Origin of the sequence: Glutamicibacter sp. BW80, assembly GCF_002332385.1 — a bacterium.
In the GTDB taxonomy this organism is placed as follows: domain Bacteria; phylum Actinomycetota; class Actinomycetes; order Actinomycetales; family Micrococcaceae; genus Glutamicibacter.
The window spans coordinates 103,860-125,286 of sequence record NZ_NRGV01000011.1 but is presented as its reverse complement, the minus strand read 5'-3'; the positions used below and the strand labels follow the sequence as shown (position 1 = coordinate 125,286).

Genomic DNA, 21,427 nt, shown 5'->3' with positions numbered 1-21,427 from the left:
GACGCAGAATGGCGGGGCATGGCGAAAATCGATTCGGAAACGATTCACGCGCAGTTGAAGGAAGACCTGCTGCGCGGTGCCTTCGCGCCCGGAGATCCGCTGCGTGAGGTCGCGCTGGCCGAACGCTTCGGCGTCTCGCGCACCCCGGTGCGCGAGGCGCTCACCCGGTTGCTGCATGAGGGGCTGCTCGAACGCCGAGCCCGCGGATTGTTCGTGCGCGAAATTGACCCGGAGCAGATCATGCAGGTTTACGACCTGCGCATCATGCTCGAAGGCCAGGCCGCTGCGGAGGCCGCGCGGAGCCGGACCGACCCGGACCTGGTCAGGCTCGAAGCCCTCGTTGAACGGGATCGCGCGCTGGTCGATCCCGATGATTCAACGCGTTTGCTGACAAATATCGAGTTCCACCGCTCACTCTGGCGTGCAGCGCACAATCCGGTGCTCGAAGACCTGCTGGAGCGCTTGGCAACGCATCAACTGCACGCCCCAACCTCGACGCTTTCGGTGGGATCGCGCTGGGCCGACTCCCTCGATGAGCACCAGCGCATCGTGGAGCTAATTAGCGAGCGCCGCGCGGACCAAGCGCAGGAGCAAGTCCGGGCGCATATGTCGACGGCCAAATCGATGCGCTTGAAAATGTTCTCGCACCTCTAGGAGATTCGCCCATAAATCCCGCCACTGGCGGGATTTTTTAGGTTTAACGTACCCTCTCGGGATAGCGCGAGCGCGCTAGCTGCCAGATGCCGCCAGCGGTGGAACCACGGCACAGAGCACCCGGCGAGGCATAGCTTGGATCTGGTTACCGGACAGGAGAATGCTTCGGCATGGCCCGCCGAGCCGCCCAACAAAATGGCAGTGGCAACAACAGCCGGCGCCGATTAATAGACTCGTGGCCGGATCCCCTTGGAATTTTAGGAACGGGATCCGGCCACGATGGCTTTAGTGAATGTGTTTGCTACAGCCCGCGCACCAGCAGCACGTCCAGGGTGCGTGGACCGTGCACGCCCTCCACTCGCTCCAGCTCGATGTCGCTGGTGGCCGACGGCCCGGAGATCCAGGTCAACGGGCGGGTGATGGTCAGCCGGGGCATTGCTTCGGGGAGCAGCTGCACGATGCTGGACACCGGAACGATGCACAGATGATGGTCCGGGACCAATGAGATCGCGCGGCGCCCCTGATTCGGCTCGCCGTCGAGGATGATGGTTCCGGACTCGGCGATGGTCACCTGCGAGGAGGTCACCACGGCGCTGGTCTCATCCAGTTCGGCAACCGTAAGCCGTGACCCTGGGGCATCGGCAATCTGGGCGACACCCTGCGGCAGGTCAGCCAGCCACTGCTGATCCAGCCCATGCGGGAAGACGACCGAATTAGCGTCCTTCAGTTTCGCGGCAACAAACTCGGGAATCTGCGCGTTGTCGATGACCTCTACGCCCGCCTTGTAATCGACCAGCCGGTCTACCAGCATCTCGATGAGCTCTTCCTCGGACATCTGCGAGGAGGTACGGTACTCGCGGGGAGTTTCCTCGGCTACCGGCGCATCTGACAGCGCCGAACGGATGCGGCCGAGGATTTCTTCTTTGGCGCTCACTTGGACTCCTTTTCGTCGCTCCACCAGTCGCGGAAGGACTTGTTCGGTGGGGCAGGGATATCGCGGCTCTGCGTCCAGCCGGCCGCGATGCCCGGAAGCTTCTTGATCTTCTTGTCCTTGCCGGCCATCAGGCGGCCCAGCGGCAGAGCCTTTTCAAGCAGCCCCAGGTTCTTGCCCTTGCCCAGCGCCCAGGAACCACCCTTCATCAGCAGGTCCATTTGGGTGGGGATCTTATGCGTCTCGCGTTTGGCATCCACGTCTTCGCCGCGCAGGTGCACGAGGATCTCGGGGATATTGATCTTCACCGGGCACGCGTCGTAGCAGGCGCCGCACAGCGAGGAAGCATAGGGCAGCGAACCGTTGTCCTCTGCCTCGATGCCGGTCATCAGCGGGGAAAGAATCGCGCCAATCGGGCCGGGGTAGGTCGAACCGTAGGCGTGCCCGCCGGTGCGTTCGTACACCGGGCACACATTCATGCAGGCCGAGCAGCGGATGCAGTTCAGCGCGGTGCGGCCAAATCGGTCCGACAGGGCGCGGGTGCGACCGTTATCCAGCAGCACGACGTGCACATTTTGCGGTCCGTCGTCGGCGCTGGCCCCGGTCCACAGCGAGGTGTACGGGTTCATGCGCTCGCCGGTGGAGGAACGTGGAAGCAGCTGCATGAAGACTTCGAGGTCCTCCCACTTCGGCAGGACCTTCTCGATGCCCATGACGGTAATCAGGGTTTCGGGAAGGGTCAGGCACATGCGGCCGTTGCCCTCGGATTCCACGACGCCTAGGGTGCCGGTATCTGCCAGGGCGAAATTCGCACCGGAGATCGCCACCTTGGCGGCCAGGAACTTCTTGCGCAGATGCGAACGGGCTGCCTCGGCCAGCTTGGCCGGCTCATCGGTGAGCTCCGGGTCCACCGAAGGCATTTCCTTCAAGAAGATATCGCGCACTTCGGTGCGGTTCTTGTGGATCGCGGGGACCAGAATATGGCTTGGCTTGTCGTTGCCCAGCTGAACAATGAGTTCGGCGAGGTCGGTTTCGAAGGCCTCGATGCCCTGGGTCTCAAGGTATTCATTCAAGCCAATTTCCTGGGTGGCCATGGACTTGACCTTGACCACCTCGGTGGAGCCGGTTTCCTTGACCAGCTCGGTGACGATCTTATTGGCCTCGGTCGCATCCCGTGCCCAGTGGACGGTGCCGCCACGGGCGGTGAAGTTCTTCTCGAACTGAAGCAGCAGCTCTTCGACATTTGCCATCGCGTTGTTCTTGATGGCCGAGCCGGCATCGCGCAGCTCTTCCCAGTCGGGAAGTTCACCGACAACCTTCACCCGCTTGTCGCGAATGGTGTGGGTGGCATGGCGCAGGTTCTTGCGCATCTGGGTGTTGCCCAGCTCGCGGTGCGCGGCCTGGGGGAATGGCTCTTCTTCGAAAAGGTTGCCATGTCCCGCCGCTGGCATGCCGAGGAATACCTGAGTCACAGGGTCACCGTCTCTTCCATGGTGCTGGCCAGGATATCGGCCAGGTGCAGGGTCTTTGGTTTGGCTCCGGTGCGTGAAAGTCCGCCTCCGATGTGCATCAGGCAGGAGGCGTCGCCCCCGGCGCAGGCCGAAGCACCGGTGGAGCAGATGTTCTTCATCTTGTCTTCGAGCATGGCGGTGGATACGTCGGCGTTTTTCAGCGAGAAGGTCCCGCCGAAGCCGCAGCACTGATCCGCTTCGGGAAGTTCCTCGACGGTAATGCCTCCCACGGTTTTCAGCAGGTCAAGCTGGCGGTCGCCAAGCCCCAGCGAACGCTTGCCGTGGCAAGAAGGATGATAGGTGATGGTGTCCGGGAAATAGCTGCCCAGCTGCTCGGCGGCGTTGCTCACGCCGAGCACGTCAACCAGGAGCTGCGAGAGCTCATAGGTGCGCTTGCCGACGGCAACCGCTCGTTCCTTCAACTCGGGCTTGCCGAGCCGCTCTGCCAGATACGGGTGCTGGTGCTTAACGGAGGCAACGCAGGAACCCGAAGGAGCTACCGCGACATCGTAGTCGTCGGTGTCAAAGGCATTGATGTGGTTTTCGACCACGGGCAGGGCTTCAGGCATGTATCCGGAATTGATATGCATTTGCCCACAGCAGGCCTGGGCCTTGGGGAAAATGACTTCATGGCCCAAGCGTTCCAAGATTTTGACGGTCGACTTGGCGGTTTCGGGGTACATGGCATCCACGATGCATGTGGCAAAGAGAGCAATCCGCATAGTAAATAACTCTTTCGAAGTGTGGTCTGACCATACTATGTGTTCATCTTTGGATAAGTCAAGATTTGTTGTGATCGTACTCACCTTGTAATCTAGGTGGTCGGACCACGTATGGTCAGACCAACTTCGAGTAAGGACGCCCACACCGTGTTTACACCCTCCACAGATCCAGTTGCGGGAAGTGTAGCGATCTCAGCACTTGTTGCCTTGATCCCTCTTCTTACCTTCTTTGTTTTGCTGGCAGTAATCAAGACCAAAGCACATATAGCCGGCCTAGGCTCGCTGGCAGTCGCCATCATCATCGCGATCTTTGGTTGGCATATGCCGGTTGGCATGGCGTTGAACTCCGGGGTGATGGGCATGGTCTTCGGTGCCTTCCCGATCGTCTGGATCGTGGTGATGGCCATCTTCCTCTACCAGGTGACGGTGAAGTCCGGACGCTTCGAGGATCTGCGCCGGGTCTTTGATGTGATTGGTGGTGGCGACGTCCGCATCCAGGCCGTGCTGATCGCCTTCTGCTTCGGTGGGCTGCTCGAAGCACTGGCAGGTTTCGGCGCTCCGGTGGCAATTACCGCAACCATGCTGCTGGCTTTGGGTCTGGCTCCATTGCGTGCGGCCTGTGCCGTCTTGATCGCCAACACTGCCCCGGTTGCCTTCGGCGCAGTTGCCATCCCGATCACCACCGCCGGTGCCCTGACCGGAATCCCGGCCACCGAAATCGGCGCGGTTGTGGGCCACCAGTCACCACTGCTGGCCCTCTTTGTCCCGTCGATTCTGGTCCTGGTTATCGACGGCTGGCGTGGTATGCGCCAGACTCTTCCGGCGACCCTGACCATCGGCATTTCCTTCGGTGTGGCCCAGTGGCTTTGCTCGACCTACTTCTCCTACGAGCTGACCGATATTGTGGCCTCGCTCGTCGGCTTGGCCGCCGCAGTGATTCTGCTTCGCTTCTGGACTCCAAAGGGTGCCGACGAGGCGCGAGCGCGGGTGCTGACCCCGGAGGCTGCTGCCGAGCCGGTGGAGCATAACAAGAAGCTGCACGCCAACAACACCTGGATGGCTTTGTTCCCGTACCTGCTGGTGATCGTGATCTTCGGTATTGCCAAACTGTGGAAGCTGGGCGTTGATATTCCGGCGTGGCTGGCCAGCACCGATATCAAGTTCGGCTGGCCAGGATTGCATGGCAGCGTGGTCGACGCAGCGGGCGAGGCGGTAGCCTCGACGATTTACAACTTCTCCTGGCTGTCCTCCCCGGGCACACTGCTGTTGATCACCGGTGTGATCGTTGCATTCGTCTACTCGCGCAACACCGGCAACGGCAAATACGCCATGACCTTCGGCGAAGGCCTGGCAGAAGTCGGCAAAACCATGTACAGCATGCGTTACGCGGCCCTGACCATCCTCTCGGTGCTCGGCCTGGCCTATGTGATGAACCTGTCCGGCCAGACCATCACCGTGGGTACCTGGCTCGCCGGTGCCGGCGGCGCCTTCGCTTTCCTTTCCCCGATCCTGGGCTGGATCGGCACCGCCGTGACCGGTTCGGATACCTCCGCCAACGCGCTGTTCGCCAAGCTGCAGCAGACCGCCGGCGTCAACGCCGGCATCGACCCGACCTTGCTGGTCGCAGCGAACACCTCCGGTGGCGTGGTCGGCAAGCTCATCTCCCCGCAGAACCTGGCAATTGCCGCCACCGCGGTAAAGATGGAAGGCCAGGAATCGGTGATCCTCAAGAAAGTTGCCGGCTGGTCCGTAGGCATGCTGCTGGTACTGTGTACCCTGGTTTACCTACAGTCCACGCCGATTTTGTCGTGGATGCTTCCGTAATCTAGTTCAAGGCTAAAATGGTCTTCTGATGTCTATTACTCCAGCCCCGCGTGCGTACCAGGTCGTCCTTGAGTCAATCGAGGCAGACCTCCGTTCCGGAAAACTCGCCATAGGGGACCAGCTCCCCGGCGAGCGTGCGCTCGCGGAGCAGCATCAGATTTCCAGGGCATCGGTTCGCGATGCCATCCGCGTGCTGGATGTGCTGGGCTTGGTCAGAACCTCGACGGGTTCCGGCCCGAACTCCGGCGCTGTCATCATCTCCAACCCGTCCGCGGGTATTTCTCAAGCTTTGCGCATGCACTTGGCCGCGAAAGGCATCAACGTTCGCGAAATAGTTGAATCCCGAATCTTGATGGAAACCTGGGCCGCCCAGATGAATCCGCGAAATCCGGCGCATGCCCAGCAGGTCATTGACCGCACCGCGGTGTTGATCATGCGCATGGATGACCCGCAGCTTTCCCGCGACGCGTTCCACCGGATCGATGCCGAATTCCACGTGTTGCTGGCCTCCATGGCGGGAAATTCGGTGGTGGAGACCATGATGGAATCCTTGCGAAACTCGATTAGCCACTACGTCTCCGAATCAATTCCTGATGACGAGTCGTGGCAGCCGATCGTGCGCGTGCTCCGCCGCCAGCACAAGGCCATTCACCACGCTTTCGCCACCAACCAGCGTGAACGTGCAGCGCAGTTGTTGGAAGAACACATCACCTGGTTCTATTCGCAGACGCGCTAGGGCAAAAGGATCAACCCGGTAGCTATCCCTCAAGGGGAAAGCTACCGGGTTTGCTTGTCGAAGTTTCAATGAATGGCACGGCATGAATTCCAGCGGAATTCGGCGTTGCATCAGTGGCCGAGGGTACGAGGTATTTTGTCGGGCAAGCAAATAGACTTGAGCTACCGCTTCCCTTGGACCTGAGCTGCAACGAATGGTGGACATGGAATACACGCTGTCTTTTCCCGAGCTGAACCGGTATTTCGCTGCCCGAACGATGATGGAGGGCAGCCTCATCCATTCGTCGGGTGAGGTGAACCCGTACCGCTGGGTGCAGACCGGCGGGATGAGTCGTGTCCACGCCGACGTGGCCGACGCCGATGCGTTCATCCAGCTGGAACTGAATAATGGAAAAGTCCACTATGTTTTTAACTGCTCGGCCAAGGAACTGGACGGACCGTGCAAGCACATCGCCGCGCTGGGGCTGTACCTGACGCGCAACCCGGATGAAGAACTGACGGTCAGCGACGACTCCAGCCTCAACCCCCATGACGGGTCGAGCCCGCGGCCGATTCCGCACTGGCAACGATCCTTGCAAGCACTCTTGCCCGTGGCGGAACCCGAGGCCGATATCCTGGCGCTGGGCATGCTGGTCTCGGTAGTTCATGAACGATATCGGCATGCCGAGTCCTATGACATCAAAGTGCGCCCGGCCCAACCGGGTAGCCGCTCGCCCTGGGTGCAAAGCGGCGTCTCATGGGCGAATCTGCAACATGACAAGCGTTTCGATGAGACTCAACGCAAGGCGATGATGGAGTTGCACGCTCTGACGCTGCGACAGGGCGAAGCCTACTATTACAATCATTGGGGCAACGATTGGGTAACCCTCAACGCCCTGCCCGGTGAAGAGCTGGCGCACTGTCTGAAAAGCATCCGCGACTCGGGTGTCGCGATCGTGGCCGCCAAGACGAAGGAACCCCTCGACTTCCCGCAATCACCTGCGACGGGTTTTGTCGATTTCAGGCAAGGCCCCACTGGGCTTACCCTGGATCCCAAGATTTCGGCTCCGGAGGGATTCCCGAAATCCATGATCGCGCTGGGCAGGCCACCGGCCGCGGCCGTGTTCTCTGACGGGGCACCGGACAAGGGCGGCTCCTTGCACCTTGCCTGCTTCGAACCGGCGATTACCAACGAGCTCATAGATCTTATCCGCAATGGTCCGGTGGAAATTCCGGCGGATCAGATATCCGATTTCAACCAATCGTTCTTGTCCCGGTTGCGTCTCGTTGCGCCGCTGAGCAGCACCGATGGAAGTTTCGACGTACCGGAACCGGCGCGGCCAATGCTGCGGCTCGAACTGCGGCATTCGCGCAACGAACTGACCGGAGATTTCTCCTGGCAGTATGCCGATGCGGGGGTACGCCAGCGGAAAACCGAACGACTGATCGTGCGCAGCATCCTGGACAAAGTCGGTTCCGAGCACCCTCTGGTGCAGACGAACACGGGAAGCTTCGCAGCACTGCGCCTGGACACCAGCGAGAGCATCGATTTTGTGCTTGATACCTTGCCATTGCTGCGTGAGCACCCCGATGTGCACGTCGACGAGCAGACCGCAGTCCCCGAGTACCGAGTCGCCGAGGGGCAAGCCGTGGTAAGCATCGGGGCCGGCGAATCGAGCAACGATTGGTTCGACCTGGACGTCGATATCAAGCTTGCCGACCAGAATATTCCCTTTGTCGAGCTATTCAGCGCGCTCAGCGCCGGGGATGACTACCTGGTGCTGGAAGACGCTCGGGTGGTTCCCATCGATGGCGAAGAGTTCCATGTCTTGCGCCAGCTCATTGCGGAAGCCGGTGAACTGGCGCAAAGCACATCCTCGGGAGTGCGAATGCACCGGTTGAGCATTGACTGGTGGCAAGAACTGGTAGCGCTGGGCATTATCGAAGCTCAGGAAAATGAGTGGCTCACCGCGATGGCGAAACTGACCGGGGCGGATGGTCCGGAGCCGGTGCAGGTCACCGAATCCTTCACCGCCACCTTGCGCGACTATCAGCAGCAAGGGCTCAACTGGTTGGACTTTTTGCGCCGCCATCAGCTGGGTGGTGTGCTCGCGGACGATATGGGACTGGGTAAGACGGTTCAGTTGCTCGCCGCACTGGACAAAGCCCGTCACGAGGATCCGGAGGCCAAATATCTGGTGGTCGCGCCTACCTCGGTGGTAGGCAACTGGGCGAGCGAGGCGACCAAATTCACGCCGCAGCTTCGCACCACGGCGCTGGGCGAGACCAGCACCAAGCGCCGCTCGAGCGTGGCAGAAGCAATCGGCGATGCGCAACTGGTGATCACCAGCTACGCAATTTTCCGGCTGGATTTCGAGCACTTTGAAGCGATGGGCTTTTCGGTGCTGATTCTGGACGAAGCGCAAATGGTCAAGAACCACGCTTCCAAGGGATATAAGCAGGTGCGCCAGATTCAAGTGCCGTGCAAGTTTGTGGTCACCGGCACTCCGGTGGAAAACAACCTCTTGGAACTCTGGGCGCTGACTTCACTAGCCGCGCCCGGCCTGCTCGGTGGGCTCAAGGCCTTCAAGGACAGCTATTCCAAGCCCATCGCTTCGGGGGATGGCTCGCGAATGCAACGGCTGAAGAGCAGGTTGCGTCCGTTTGTCCTGCGCAGGACCAAGGAACAGGTGGCCAAGGACCTTCCGGCGAAGACCGAGCAGGTCATTTACGTGGATCTGGAATCGGCGCACCGCAAAGCCTACGACCGGCGTTTCCAGCGTGTGCGCCAAGAGGTGCTGGGTCTGGTGCAAGACGTGGATTCCAACCGGTTCAAGATTTTGCAGTCGCTGACCTTGCTTCGCCAGCTTGCCTTGGACCCCTCGCTTGTTGATGAAGGGACCGGCCCAAGCGCGAAACTTGAACTGCTGCATTCGCTGCTGGAAGATGCGGTGGCCGAAGGCCATAAGATCTTGGTCTTTAGCCAGTTCACCTCGTTCTTGTCCAAGGCGCGCGGCGTTGCCCTGCACCTTGGCTTTGAAACCGGCTACCTGGACGGAAGCACCAGCGGGGCAAAGCGCCGAGAGCTCATCGAGGATTTTGGGCTCGGCAAATTCCCGGTCTTCTTCATCTCGCTCAAGTCCGGAGGGTTCGGCATTAATCTCACCGCAGCGGACTACTGCATTTTGCTGGATCCGTGGTGGAATCCCGCGGCCGAAGCCCAGGCTATCGACAGGGCGCACCGCATCGGTCAGGATAAGCCGGTGTATGTGTACCGGTTGGTTGCGAAGGACACCATTGAAGACAAGGTACTGGCTTTGCAGGCAAGGAAGACCCAGCTCTTCAACGAGGTGCTGGGGGATTCGGACCAAATGGCGGCAGCAGCATCCCTGAATACCGAGGATTTCATGGCGCTTCTCGAGTAACCGGGATTATTGGGGATCTTCGATTTCCTCATTCATACGGTGCAGCAGGTCGGCGAAACGACGCACATCCGTCTCGTCCCATTCGGACAAGCGGCGGTGAAGCCGCTCGCGCAGGGTATTCCCGCTGACTTTCCAGGCCTCGCGCGCTTTTCCGGTGACCGAAACCAGCTGGGCTCGGCCATCGTTTGGATCCGAAGTACGTGTAATGAGCCCCATGGTCTCAAGCTGCTTGACCATTCGAGAAATGGTGGCCTTGTCCAGTTCGAGGTGTTCGGCGAGGACACCTTGCTGCTGTGCATCGTGGTGAATCAAGAAGGACAGAATCCGGTAGCCCGGTGCCTGCAGCTCCGGATGGATCGCTCTGGCGCGTTCGCGGATTGTCTGGCGGGCGCGAAGCAGGGTGGTGGTGAACTCTTTTTCCACCTCGGAAAGCAGCTTTTCATCGTGCATGGTTACCATTCTAGGTATCTCCAGCCCGGTCATCGACTTTTAGCTCGCAAATAAGACCATGGTGCGGTTGCAGACACCGTGCGCAGGATGCGTTTCGCGGCGGGTGGTGCCATGGATAACAACGCTAATTACTTGAAGCTTCAATAAACTTGAGTGTATCCTTGTCTCATGACGCAGCCAGCAGAACTCCCTCCAGTCCTCTTCCTTAGCCACGGCGCACCGCCATTGGCCGATGATGCCCGATGGACCAGCGAATTAGCTGACTGGTCAGGCGCCATCGAAAAGCCCAAGGACATTCTGATGATCTCCGCGCACTGGGAAAATGCTCCGGTGACGCTGAGTGCCACGCAGCAGAAAAACGAACTTGTCTATGACTTCTGGGGCTTTCCGCGGAAGTACTATGACGTACGCTATGACGCGCCTATGGCACCAGAGCTGGCTGCCGAGGTTGAGCGGCTGACCGCAATACATGGCCACCATGTGGAACGCGATGAGACTCGCGGGCTCGACCATGGAGCCTATGTGCCGTTGAAGGAAATGTTTCCGGAGGCCGACGTTCCGGTGGTGCAAATGTCGATGCCGACCTTGGATCCAGCTGGCTTGTTCGAACTCGGAAAGTCACTGGCCCCGTTGCGCGACCGCGGAACGTTGATTGTCGGGTCGGGGTTCACCACCCACAATCTGCGTTGGTTCAATCCTGCTGCGGGAGCCGATTCCACTCCGCCGGCGGCCTCTAGCGAATTCGACCACTGGGCCGAAGAGGCGATGGCGCGCGGAGATGTGGACTCTATCCTAGATTTCATGCACAAGGCGCCGGCGGCACGCGAGGCTCATCCTCGCTCCGAGCACTGGGCGCCGCTGTACGTATCCCTCGGTGCCGCCTATGCATCCGGCGGTATCGACGCGAAGACGGCAATCGACGGCTTCTGGTACGGGCTGTCCAAGCGCTCCTGGACGCTGACCTAAGACTCTGCAAGGCCCCAAGCAGCAAAATAACGATCCCGCGGCCCCCTTGGGCCGCGGGATCGTTTTTGGTGCCAGATCAAAGGTGGCGTGACGAGCGGTTTGTGCGCCGTTTCTGTGACGGCAGGCCTATTCGGCTGGAAATATCGAGGCTAAATGTAACTGGATCCAGAGAGGCGGAGCTTGGGGTCCGCAGGTTTTCTGGTGAGGTCAGAACTTCAATGCCCCTTCCCCTCGCGGTCCTCTCGGCGGCTGTGGCACAATCCATTGCGTGACTACCCTCACAATTTATGTGAGAATAGGTTATGCTCTTATGGTCAGACCATAGTGGTCTGACCATAAGGTGATTGGTTTCTCGCACTAAGTGAAGCTGCCTGGACGCAGACTGGAACTCTGCGGAAGTATGGTCAGAGAGGATCAGAAATATGGACAACTTAGCTGTGCTCGCGTTGCTCGCGCTGGCGCCGATATTAGTGGTTGGAGTGTTGCTCGCAGGCTTCCGCTGGCCCGCGAAATTCGCGATGCCGGTCGGATATGTCGTTGCGGTGCTGGTAGCACTGTTCGTCTGGAAAATGGACTTCAGCGGTGTGCTTGCAGCCTCGATTGAGGGGCTCGTCGTCGCGGCAACCATGCTCTACATTGTGTTCGGCGCTCTGCTGTTGCTCGCGACGCTTACAGTTGGTGGCGCAATGTCCACCATCAGGGCTGGCTTCAACAACATTTCTCCTGACCGTCGCGTCCAAGCGGTGATCATCGGCTGGCTATTTGGCAGCTTCATCGAAGGGGCCTCGGGCTTCGGTACTCCCGCCGCCGTGGTCGCACCGTTGCTGCTGGCCTTGGGCTTCCCGGCTATGGCCGCGGTGATGGTGGGCCTGATCATCCAGAGCACGCCGGTGAGTTTCGGCGCGGTGGGCACCCCGATCCTGATTGGTGTCCAGCAGGGGCTCGGTGGCGATCCTGCGGTGGCAGAACGCATCAGCGTGCTGGGCGTGACCATGCCGGAGTTCGTGGGCTCAATCGGACTGCAAGTCGCAATAATCCACGCCATCGTCGGCTTGCTCATTCCCTTGATCATGGTCTGCATGCTCACCGGATTCTTCGGACCGGAACGCCGCTTCCGGGACGGTCTGGCCGTATGGCCCTTCGCCATCTACGCATCCCTCGCCATGACGGTCCCCTCCGTACTTACTGCCCGCTTCCTCGGTCCTGAATTCCCTTCGCTATTCGGCGGGCTGATCGGCCTCGCACTGGTCATGTTTACCTCCAGCCGTGGATTCCTGATGCCCAAGGAAGTCTTCGACTTCGGGCCCAAGGAGACCTGGTCCGAGCGTTGGATGGGCTCCCTCGAATCGGCCAAGGCCGTTGACCTTACCGGGCGCATGGGCGTGCTGCGCGCCTGGGCGCCCTATATTCTGATGGGCACTCTATTGGTCGCGACTCGAGTGATCCCGGATCTTAAAGCATTCCTGACGGGACTGGCGATTCCAGTAGCGGACATTCTCGGCACCGGAATCAGCACCAGTATCCAACCGTTCTACCTTCCCGGCTTCGTGCTTATCCTCGCTTCCGTCTTTGCCTTCGTCTTGCATAAGATGAACGGCGCCCAAATTGCGCGCGCATTCAAGGTGTCGGCAGGGCAGCTCTTTGGCACCGCCGTTGCATTGCTCTTCGCCGTTCCGCTGGTGCGCATCCTGATCCAATCGGGACCGGAACTGAATAATTCGGGGCTCTCCAGCATTCCGGTGACGTTGGCCGAAGGGGCCGCGGCGATTTCCGGGGGCTTCTGGCCGCTTATCGCGCCGTGGATCGGTGCGCTGGGAGCATTCGTGGCAGGCTCCAATACGATTTCGAACCTGACCTTCTCGCAGTTCCAATTTTCCACAGGGGCTCAGATCGGGGTTCCTCCGGAGTCCATTGTGGCGGCACAGGCCATCGGTGGTGCTGGTGGAAATCCAATTTCCATCCATAACATCGTGGCCGCCTCGGCGACTGTTGGATTGCTAGGGCGCGAAGGTGACTTGCTTCGCAAGACGATCCTCGTCACGATCTACTATTGCTTGGCTGGCGGCACACTTTCCTTCCTGTTCATTCACGGGTTGGGGCTGAATGCTGGCACAATCATGTTGGCGGTGCTGCTGATAGCCATCGCGCTGATTGTCCGGTGGATGCTCAAGCAAAAGCCATATGCCGCAGGCAAGCATCCCGGCGCCCATTCGCCGAAGTTCTCAGAATAGAAAAAGCGGAGCCCAGGCAAGCCGGCAATCATGCGGGCTTGCCTGGGCTCGCTCGTGTGCTCTGGGTTTTGCGAATCGACCGCGAACGGCGAGGCAGGAGGCTGCACGCTTTGTCGCTCCCCTTGGACAGGCATGAAAACGGCTGAAGCGCACTTTTCATCCGTGTCCAGCCCAGCCCAGCCCAGCCCAGCCTAGCCCAGCAGGAACGTTGCCAGCAGTACTACCGGGATGGTGAGCAAGGTGCTGGTCAGCACCACTTCTCGGGGCACAGCAACTGGCAGTTTGAACTGCTGGGAGAATAGCAGGACGTTTTGCGCGGTGGGCAGCGCCGCCATGATCACCACGCCGAGAAGCTCGATTCCAGCCAGGCCAAAGACGAATCGGGCCACGAGCCAGGCGAGCACCGGCATGAAAATCACCTTGAACGCGGTCGCCAGATAGATTTCGCCTCGCAGGTCCTTATCGGACAGCGGACGCTGGCCGTACAACGCCATGCCGAAGGCCATTAGCAAGAGGGGGATCGACGCGTCGCCGAGCATTTGCACCGGAGCGTGAATGACTTCGGGCAGCCGCAAGCCAAAGAACGAGAAGACCGCGCCGAGCAAGGTAGCAATGGTGACCGGATTGGCGATGGATTTGAGGATCGTCTTCGCGAGCGGCATATTGCCTGTGTCGCCGCGCGGAGCTCGGGAGACCACCGCAAACATGCACAGGTAGACCGGTGCAATGATGAGCAGCTGCGCAATGAGCACCGAGACCACAGGGTTGGTGCTCCCCACCGCGTACAGGGCCAGCGGCACCCCGATATTTCCGGCGTTTACGTAGCTCGTGGACATGGCCGCGGCGGGCAGGCGATGGGCCGGAGTCTTAAAAACCAGCCTTGCGACCATCGCATACAGCGCACCGGTCAGTACCGCGGTGATCAATGCTATCGGGGTGAATACTCCGATAACCGCATGCAGGTCCGTGCTTGCCAGCAGGGTGAACATCAGCGCGGGGTTGGTGATGTAGAAGATGAGTGGGGTCAGCCCCTGGGCAATTGCCACGCGTTTTCGCGGCAAGGCTATCGAGGTCACCAGGCCGATACCGATGAGGATCAGGACAATGGCAAATCCTTGCAATACTCCTTGCATGTTGCCCTTTCTCGCCCAAAGATGGTGCTGCCAGGTCCGAGGTTATTCACGGCCATGGACGGTAGGGATAAGTATGAAATTATCCCCACCGTCCATGGCACATTATTCAGATTCTACTGCTGCCCGCTAGCGAACCAGGGCGGGACTCTTCGCATCGAAGGTCCAGCCGGGGATCAGATATTGCATGGAGACCGCATCATCGCGTGAGCCCAGTCCGTGTTCGAGATACAGCTCGTGAGCTTCTTGCACCCGATCCATATTCAGCGCGACACCTAAACCTGCGCGCTGCGGAACCTTGATTTCGCCATCTCGAATCAGCAGCGAATCCTCGGTGAGTCCCTGGCCATCCTGCCAAATCCAGTGCGTATCCAGGGCAGTGATCTCGCCCGGCGCCGCGGCGCCGACCTGAGTGAACATGGCTAACGAAATATCGAAGTGGTTATTCGAATGCGACCCCCAAGTCAATCCGAATTCGTCGCAGAGCTGGGCGACGCGCACCGAACCGGACATGGTCCAGAAATGCGGGTCGGCTAGCGGGATATCCACCGCGTTGGTGCGCACCGCGTGAGCCATTTCCCGCCAGTCGGTGGCGATCATGTTCGTGGCGGTTTGCAGTCCGGTGGCCCGGCGGAACTCGCTCATCACCTCGCGTCCCGAGAAGCGCCCCTCCGGACCGCATGGGTCCTCGGCGTAGGCCACGACGCCGGCCATGCGCTTGCCCAAGCGGATCGCGTCCTTCAACAGCCATCCGCCATTGGGATCCAAGGTGATTCGAGCCTCGGGGAAACGCTGCTTCAGAGCGATGACGGCATCGACTTCGGCGTCACCATCCTGAACTCCTCCCTTCAGCTTGAAGTCCTTGAAACCGTAGCGTTGCTGGGCCGCCTCGGCCAAGCGGACAATGGCTTCGGGAGTCATGGCCTCTTCCCGGCGCACGCGCCCCCAGGCATCTGCGCCCTGTGGTTCGCGCAGGTACGGAAGGTCGGTCTGATCCGGGTTGCCCACATAGAACAGGTAGCCAAGCATTGGTACCGCATCGCGCTGCTGCCCGTCCCCTAGCAGCTCGGCCACCGGCACACCGAGGAACTGGCCATGCAGATCCAGCAAAGCGGATTCGAGGGCCGTCACCGCGTGCACGGTGGTGCGCAGGTCAAAGGTCTGCGCACCGCGTCCGCCGGAATCCCGGTCCGCGAAACGGGCAGCGACCTGGCGCAGCAGCGTACGGTATTTCGCGACCGGAGCACCGGTAAGCAGTACCCCGGCTTCCTCGATGGTTGACCGGATCGCTTCGCCGCCGGGAACCTCGCCCAGGCCGGTGCGGCCCTCGGAGTCGGTGATGATGGCGATATTGCGGGTAAAGAACGGGCCATGGGCGCCGGAGAGATTCAACAGCATCGAATCATGTCCGGCGACAGGAATGACCTGAATCGAGGCGATAGTTGGCTGGCTGCTCATCGACTACTCTCCGGTGGTTGTCAGGGTGCCGTCAATGCGTCGGGTCAGGTTCCAAGGGTTGTCCTTGGCGATCGGCCGTGGCAGCAGGGCATTGGGGAAATTCTGGTAGGCGACCGGGCGCAAGAAACGTTCGATGGCCAGCGTACCTACCGAGGTGGTCTGCGGATCGGAGGTGGCTGGGAACGGCCCGCCGTGCACCATTGCGTGGCCCACCTCAACGCCCGTTGGCCAGCCGTTGACCAGGATACGGCCAACCTTGGTTTCCAAGGTCGGGAGTACCGCGGCAGCGGTCTCGTGGTCAGCATCGGTGAGCTGCAAGGTCGCGGTGAGCTGGCCTTCCAACTTTGACAGCGCGGTGACCAGTTCGGCAGCAGAATCGTAGCGAATCACTAGCGAAGCCGCACCAAAGATTTCATCCTGAAGCACCGGATTTTCCAGCAGCTGTTCTACCGAGGAGGAGTAGATGGCAGGTGCCGGTGCATTCTGACCGGCTCCTTCGGTACCGCGACCCAACAGCTCGACGCCCGGCTGGCCGCCTAAGGCCTCGACACCCTGTATCCAGGAGTTGTAGATGCCCTCGGTCAGCATTGTCTGCCCCGCGGTATTCGGAGCCTGGCTGCTGATGGCCTGCGCAAAGGCGTCACCGCCAGCGCCGGTAGGCACGAAGACCAATCCAGGTGCGGTGCACAGCTGACCCGAGGAACCGGAGACAGAACCCAGGTAGGCTTTTGCCTGCGCGGCTGGATCTTCGGACAGCGCACCGGCAAAGAAGATCACTGGGTTGATGGAGCTCATCTCGGCGTAGACCGGAATCGGCTCTGGACGTGCGGCCGCGGTAGCCATTAGTGCCGTGCCGCCCGAACGCGAACCGGTAAATCCAACTGCCTTGATCACCGGATCCGCTACGAGGGCCTGGCCGATGGTCGCGCCCGGACCATAAACCAGCGAGAAGACGCCCGGGTGCAGGCCGAAGTCCGCAACGGCCTTGCTGATTGCCCGACCGACAATCTCGCTAGTGCCAGGATGAGCGTTGTGTGCCTTGAAAATAACCGGGCAGCCAGCGGCCAGCGCCGAGGCGGTGTCTCCGCCCGCGGTGGAGAATGCCAGCGGGAAGTTGGAGGCGCCGAAGACCGCAACCGGTCCCACGGCAATCTTGCGCTGGCGAATGTCAACGCGCGGGAGCGGGGCGCGATCGGGCAGTGCCGGATCAACGCGGACCCCATGCTGGTCGCCTTGGCGGATCACCTTAGCGAACAGCCGCAGCTGCCCGGTGGTGCGCCCGCGCTCGCCGGTCAGGCGCGCCTCGGGAAGCCCGGTTTCCGCCATGGCGCGTGCCGCCAGCTCGGCACCCACGGCTTCGATGTTCTCGGCAATCGCATCCAGAAAATCCGCGTGCTTCGCGGGCTCCAGCGAGCGGAAGGATTCGAAAGCCTCGGCCGCCGCCGCGGTGGCGATCTTCAGCTGATCCAGATCGATAAGCGAGTAAGCCGGCTCCAGCGGTTCATTGGTGGCAGGGTTGTAGCCGTGTACGGCGCGGCCGTTGCCGGTGGTAGCAGCACCCGCAAGGATTGATTGCCCGCTCAAATTCTGAGTATTGGTGGTCATGTTTACTCCTGATTCGACGTGTTGATTTGCCGGTGATGTACGCGGCTTGGCTTAGTGGGTGGCCTCGGCGGGCACAATGCCTGCCTGCTGGATCAGTGCGCTCAGATCCGCAAGGTCCTGCTCGGTGAGGTTCTGCAGCGGTGGGCGGACCGAACCCGAGTCGCGGCCGATGGCCTTCAACCCGCCCTTGACGATGGAGACACCGTAGCCCTTGACGCGGTCGCGGATATCCAGGTACGGCAATACGAATCGGTTGAGCTTTTCATTGACGGCCACGCGATCCTGGGCGCGCACGTCCTTGTAGAAGTCCAGGGCGAATTCCGGGACGAAGTTGTACATCGCCGAGGAGTAGGTGCTCATGCCCAGCTGCAGCAGTGGCAGCGCAAAAGTCTCGGCGGTGGGCAGGCCGCCGAGGTAGAACAAGCGGTCACCGTTCTTGGCATAGACCTTGGTCAGGTGCTCAATGTCCCCGTTGGCGTCCTTGAAGCCGATGAAGTTCTCGTGGTTCTCTGCCAGTCGGGCCACGGTGTCCGCCGAGTAGACGGCGTTGGCGCGGTTGTACACGATCACGCCGGTTTTGGTTGCGGAGCAGATCGAGGAGACATGCTGGTACAGGCCTTCCTGGTCGCACTCGGTCAGGTATGGAGGCAGCAGCAGCAACCCCTCGGCGCCTGCAGCTTCGGCGTCCTGGGCGTTCTGGATGGCTTGCTTGGTCGAACCGCCGGCCGAGGCGAGCACCGGAACTCGTGAGCCCGCTTCTTCCACAGCCATGCGAACAACCCTGGCCGCTTCCTCTGAGGTCAGGGCAAAGCCTTCGCCGGTGCCGCCGGCCGCGAACAGGCCTGCGACCTCGAAGCTCGACTGCCAATCCAGATGGCGGCGGTAGGTTGGCTCGTCGATTTCAAGGTCAGCATCAAACGCGGTGACCGGGAAGGAAAGCAGTCCGTCTTTGAGCTTGTCGGCGAGTTCGGCGGGAGTGTACTGAGCCATGGGGGATGGTCCTTTTCTTGATCCGTCGCAAGGTGCATCGACGGAAGGTGGGTGGATTGAATCCGTTGTCCCCAGCGTATGGAGCAAGCATGATGCCTGTCCAAGCCCATATTTATATTGTTTGATACCCTACGAGCATCATTAGCCGTGGAGTGATCCGCGCACAATCTCCACCAGGCGTTCGAGGGCCGGGTTGCGGGAGGTCTTGCTCCAGATGGCGTGCAATTGCACGGGATCGTCGGTGACCTCTCCTAGCCGCAGGTAGCTGACCCCGTGCACGCCCAGCAGCTTGGCGCTTTCCGGAACAATCGCGATACCGCGCCCGGCGGAGACCAAGGCGATCATGGTGAGGATCTGGCTGACGGTATGGCGCACGTTCTTGTGCTCGACATCCAGCCGGCGGACCACCAGATCGTAGAAGTAGCGCGCCTTGGTCGAAGAGTGCATGATCAATGGTTCTTCGCGGAGGTCATCAAAAATGAGTTCTCGCTGCAGCAGGTCAAGCCGATGCCCCGTAGGCACCGCGGCGAACAGGCCTTCGGAGAAGAGCAAGGTGGATTCGAAGAGCTTCTCGTCAAAGGGCGGCCGGGCGAGCCCCAGGTCCAGATCCCCGTCGAGCAGGGCGCCTACCTGCTCGCTAGTAACCATTTCCACGAGATCCAGATGGACCTCGGGCATTTGTTCGGTGATTTCGGCCAGCAGCGGACCTAAGAGGCTAAAGCCCGATGCGGCGGTAAACCCGATGCGAAGTTCACCGAGCTGGCCCGCTGCAATGCGCCGCGCGTTATCCGGCGCCCGTTCGGCGGCAACCACAAGCCGCCGGGCATCGGCGAGGAATGCGTGGCCGGCAGCGGTGAGTGACACTCGGCGGTTATCTCGTTCGAGCAGCTCAACTCCGACGGATCTTTCCAGTTTTTGAATCTGCCGACTCAGCGGAGGTTGCGTCATATTGAGACGTTCAGCGGCCCGTCCGAAATGCAGCTCTTCTGCTACCGCAACGAAGCTGCGGGCCTGATCCAGAGTGAACACTTGATACCTTTCGGGAATCATTCCATGCATAGTTGACCTTGGACATGCATCATATCTGTTTTCTAGGCTGTACCGGAGACCTAAATGGTGAGCTGACTCACGAGATCGGCTTTATTAGGACTCATACACTCGAAACCATAGGAGATCTTCCCGTGAAAAATCGCATGACCCGACGCACTCTCCTCTCAATCTCCGCAGCCGGCGCGGCTCTGGCTCTGACCGCATGTGGCGGCAACGTGGGCGGCGGCAGCTCTTCATCCGCTGAGTTCCCAAGCGGACCGGTAACGCTCACCGTGGGCCAGGCTCCTGGCGGTTCCACCGACCTGATTGCCCGCGCCGCCGCCGAAGGCATGGCCGAATCACTAGGCGTTGCTATGCCCGTCGTGAATAAGCCCGGTGCCAACGGCGCCTTGGCTACTCAGGAAGTAGCGGCCTTGGATGCCGATGGCCAGAACCTGATCCTGCTCAACGCGTCGCTGATCACCATCACTCCGCTGGCGGTTTCGGAAGAAGAAGCGGTCTCCCTCGACGACTTGGATGTCCTCATGGGGCTTTCCCAGGACGACTATGTGATGGTCGCCAGCACCGACTCGGGCGTGAAGAATCTGGATGATATTAAGAACAGCGACAAGAAGCTCTCCTTCGGCACCACGGGCGTTGGCACCGGTTCGCAGCTGGCCCAGGCGCTGCTCTTGGCACAGGCCGGCATCGAGGGAACCACGGTTCCCTTTGATTCGGGCTCCCCGGCTTTGACAGCAGTTATGGGCGATCAAGTTCAGGTTTCCACAGTTCAGCTCGGCGAAGCCAAGCCGCAGATCGACGCAGGTACCGTCACTCCAATCGTGGTCTTTTCCAAGGAGCGCAACGAATTCCTTCCGGATGTACCAACCGCCATCGAATCAGGTTATGAGGTGCCGGTGTCCCAGTACCGCGCCATCGCGGCACCGAAGGGCCTGGACGATGAGGCGAAGGAAACGCTCGTCGCCTCGATCAAGGACGCAGTGGGCACCGATAGCTACAAGAGTTTCAACGAACAGAACATGCTCTCCCCTCACGAGATTTCGGGCGAAGAGGTTGTCTCCGAATGGAACGAACTGGCTACCAAGTACAAGGATCTGACCGAAGAGCACGGCATCTCGCTGGCAGGTAAGTAGCCAAAAGCTACCGGCCCCAATCCGAAAGTGAGTACCAAAGGATGAAAGTAATGGACGCGAAAAAGGTCGCACAGGATCCAACGGATCTGCCGGCGAACGTCGAAGCAATGCAGCATGCCGATGAAGCAGATGCCCTCACGCCCGAGGAACTTGCGGCGCAGTGGGAAGCGGAAGCTCCGGAGCCGGCTGGACCAATCGCAAACCTGGTTTCCTCCCTGGTGGTTCTCGGACTGAGCCTTGCTGGACTGGGGCTGTCAATCGGGTTGGGGCTGGGCACCCCTGCGGCGCCGGCGGCAGGCATGTGGCCATTTATCATCACACTGATCGCAGCGGTGATGGCAATCGCGCAGATCATTGTCGGACGCTCCGGAGGCAAGGACGGCGAGAAATTCAGCGGTATGAGCTGGTATGCGGTCATCGGTTTCGGAACACTGATTCTGATGGTGGTGCTGATGCCGCTGATCGGCTTTGAAGTTCCGGCACTGCTGTTGTGCTTCGTCTGGATGCGTTGGCTAGGTGGTGAACGCTGGAGGTCGGCCACGATCTACTCGATCTTGATTGTCGCCGCCTTCTACGCGATCTTCATCGCCGCACTCGGCACCACCATTCCCCGACTGTTTTAAGTCGCAAGTA

The 21,427-nt window shown here is 60.4% G+C and carries 17 protein-coding genes; 8 read left to right on the top strand and 9 right to left on the bottom strand.

The window, feature by feature from the left end:
• Positions 1-18 precede the first annotated feature (18 nt).
• Positions 19-654, top strand: a complete 636-nt coding sequence (locus CIK76_RS02330) for a GntR family transcriptional regulator (RefSeq protein WP_096283189.1) — start codon at positions 19-21, stop codon at positions 652-654.
• Between the two features lie 301 nt (positions 655-955).
• Here CIK76_RS02330 and CIK76_RS02325 read toward each other — a convergent pair whose 3' ends face one another.
• The 3 genes from CIK76_RS02325 to CIK76_RS02315 are packed head-to-tail and all read right to left on the bottom strand — an operon-like array spanning position 956 to position 3,818.
• Positions 956-1,588 carry an LUD domain-containing protein gene (locus CIK76_RS02325; RefSeq protein WP_096283188.1) on the bottom strand — a complete coding sequence of 211 codons (633 nt, stop codon included), beginning with the start codon at positions 1,586-1,588 and terminating at the stop codon, positions 956-958.
• Positions 1,585-3,036, bottom strand: coding sequence for a LutB/LldF family L-lactate oxidation iron-sulfur protein (locus CIK76_RS02320; protein WP_096283208.1), 1,452 nt, complete (start codon positions 3,034-3,036; stop codon positions 1,585-1,587). The genes CIK76_RS02325 and CIK76_RS02320 overlap by 4 nt, the downstream gene beginning before the upstream one ends.
• 17 nt (positions 3,037-3,053) lie before the next feature.
• Positions 3,054-3,818 carry a (Fe-S)-binding protein gene (locus CIK76_RS02315; RefSeq protein ID WP_096283187.1) on the bottom strand — a complete coding sequence of 255 codons (765 nt, stop codon included), beginning with the start codon at positions 3,816-3,818 and terminating at the stop codon, positions 3,054-3,056.
• Between the two features lie 111 nt (positions 3,819-3,929).
• Here CIK76_RS02315 and CIK76_RS02310 point away from each other — a divergent pair, with 111 nt between their 5' ends.
• The 3 genes from CIK76_RS02310 (at position 3,930) to CIK76_RS02300 (ending at position 9,781) form a co-directional block, all read left to right on the top strand.
• The gene (locus CIK76_RS02310) at positions 3,930-5,642 is read left to right on the top strand and encodes an L-lactate permease (protein ID WP_096283186.1); all 1,713 of its coding nucleotides are present in this window, start codon (positions 3,930-3,932) and stop codon (positions 5,640-5,642) included.
• A gap of 28 nt (positions 5,643-5,670) precedes the next feature.
• Entirely contained in the window at positions 5,671-6,378 is a 708-nt protein-coding gene (locus CIK76_RS02305) for an FCD domain-containing protein (protein ID WP_096283185.1), read from the top strand.
• A gap of 202 nt (positions 6,379-6,580) precedes the next feature.
• A complete protein-coding gene (locus CIK76_RS02300) occupies positions 6,581-9,781 on the top strand; it encodes a DEAD/DEAH box helicase (RefSeq protein ID WP_176484057.1) in 3,201 nt (1,066 codons plus the stop codon).
• Between the two features lie 6 nt (positions 9,782-9,787).
• Here CIK76_RS02300 and CIK76_RS02295 read toward each other — a convergent pair whose 3' ends face one another.
• Complete coding sequence (locus CIK76_RS02295; RefSeq protein WP_176484056.1) at positions 9,788-10,231, bottom strand: MarR family transcriptional regulator; 444 nt, start codon at positions 10,229-10,231, stop codon at positions 9,788-9,790.
• A gap of 168 nt (positions 10,232-10,399) precedes the next feature.
• On the opposite strand from CIK76_RS02295, the gene CIK76_RS02290 reads away from it, so the two are divergent.
• The gene (locus CIK76_RS02290) at positions 10,400-11,197 is read left to right on the top strand and encodes a class III extradiol ring-cleavage dioxygenase (protein ID WP_096283182.1); all 798 of its coding nucleotides are present in this window, start codon (positions 10,400-10,402) and stop codon (positions 11,195-11,197) included.
• Between the two features lie 422 nt (positions 11,198-11,619).
• Positions 11,620-13,428: an L-lactate permease gene (locus CIK76_RS02285; protein WP_096283181.1), complete on the top strand. Its 1,809-nt coding sequence runs from the start codon at positions 11,620-11,622 to the stop codon at positions 13,426-13,428.
• A 191-nt stretch (positions 13,429-13,619) separates the two neighbouring features.
• Here the strand turns inward: CIK76_RS02285 and CIK76_RS02280 are convergent, their stop codons facing one another.
• The 5 genes from CIK76_RS02280 to CIK76_RS02260 form a co-directional block, all read right to left on the bottom strand.
• Positions 13,620-14,561: an AEC family transporter gene (locus tag CIK76_RS02280; RefSeq protein ID WP_096283180.1), complete on the bottom strand. Its 942-nt coding sequence runs from the start codon at positions 14,559-14,561 to the stop codon at positions 13,620-13,622.
• Positions 14,562-14,687: 126 nt separating this feature from the next.
• Positions 14,688-16,016, bottom strand: coding sequence for an enolase C-terminal domain-like protein (locus tag CIK76_RS02275; RefSeq protein ID WP_096283179.1), 1,329 nt, complete (start codon positions 16,014-16,016; stop codon positions 14,688-14,690).
• Positions 16,017-16,019: 3 nt separating this feature from the next.
• Positions 16,020-17,621 carry an aldehyde dehydrogenase (NADP(+)) gene (locus CIK76_RS02270; protein WP_096283178.1) on the bottom strand — a complete coding sequence of 534 codons (1,602 nt, stop codon included), beginning with the start codon at positions 17,619-17,621 and terminating at the stop codon, positions 16,020-16,022.
• Positions 17,622-17,672: 51 nt separating this feature from the next.
• Positions 17,673-18,611: a 5-dehydro-4-deoxyglucarate dehydratase gene (gene kdgD, locus CIK76_RS02265; RefSeq protein ID WP_096283177.1), complete on the bottom strand. Its 939-nt coding sequence runs from the start codon at positions 18,609-18,611 to the stop codon at positions 17,673-17,675.
• 141 nt (positions 18,612-18,752) lie between these two features.
• Positions 18,753-19,640 carry a LysR family transcriptional regulator gene (locus tag CIK76_RS02260; RefSeq protein ID WP_096283176.1) on the bottom strand — a complete coding sequence of 296 codons (888 nt, stop codon included), beginning with the start codon at positions 19,638-19,640 and terminating at the stop codon, positions 18,753-18,755.
• Between the two features lie 152 nt (positions 19,641-19,792).
• On the opposite strand from CIK76_RS02260, the gene CIK76_RS02255 reads away from it, so the two are divergent.
• Both CIK76_RS02255 and CIK76_RS02250 read left to right on the top strand, forming a co-directional pair.
• Complete coding sequence (locus CIK76_RS02255) at positions 19,793-20,794, top strand: tripartite tricarboxylate transporter substrate binding protein (protein WP_255248317.1); 1,002 nt, start codon at positions 19,793-19,795, stop codon at positions 20,792-20,794.
• 50 nt (positions 20,795-20,844) lie between these two features.
• Positions 20,845-21,417 (top strand): tripartite tricarboxylate transporter TctB family protein, encoded by a 573-nt coding sequence (locus CIK76_RS02250; protein WP_096283174.1) that lies wholly within the window; start codon positions 20,845-20,847, stop codon positions 21,415-21,417.
• Positions 21,418-21,427 lie beyond the last annotated feature (10 nt).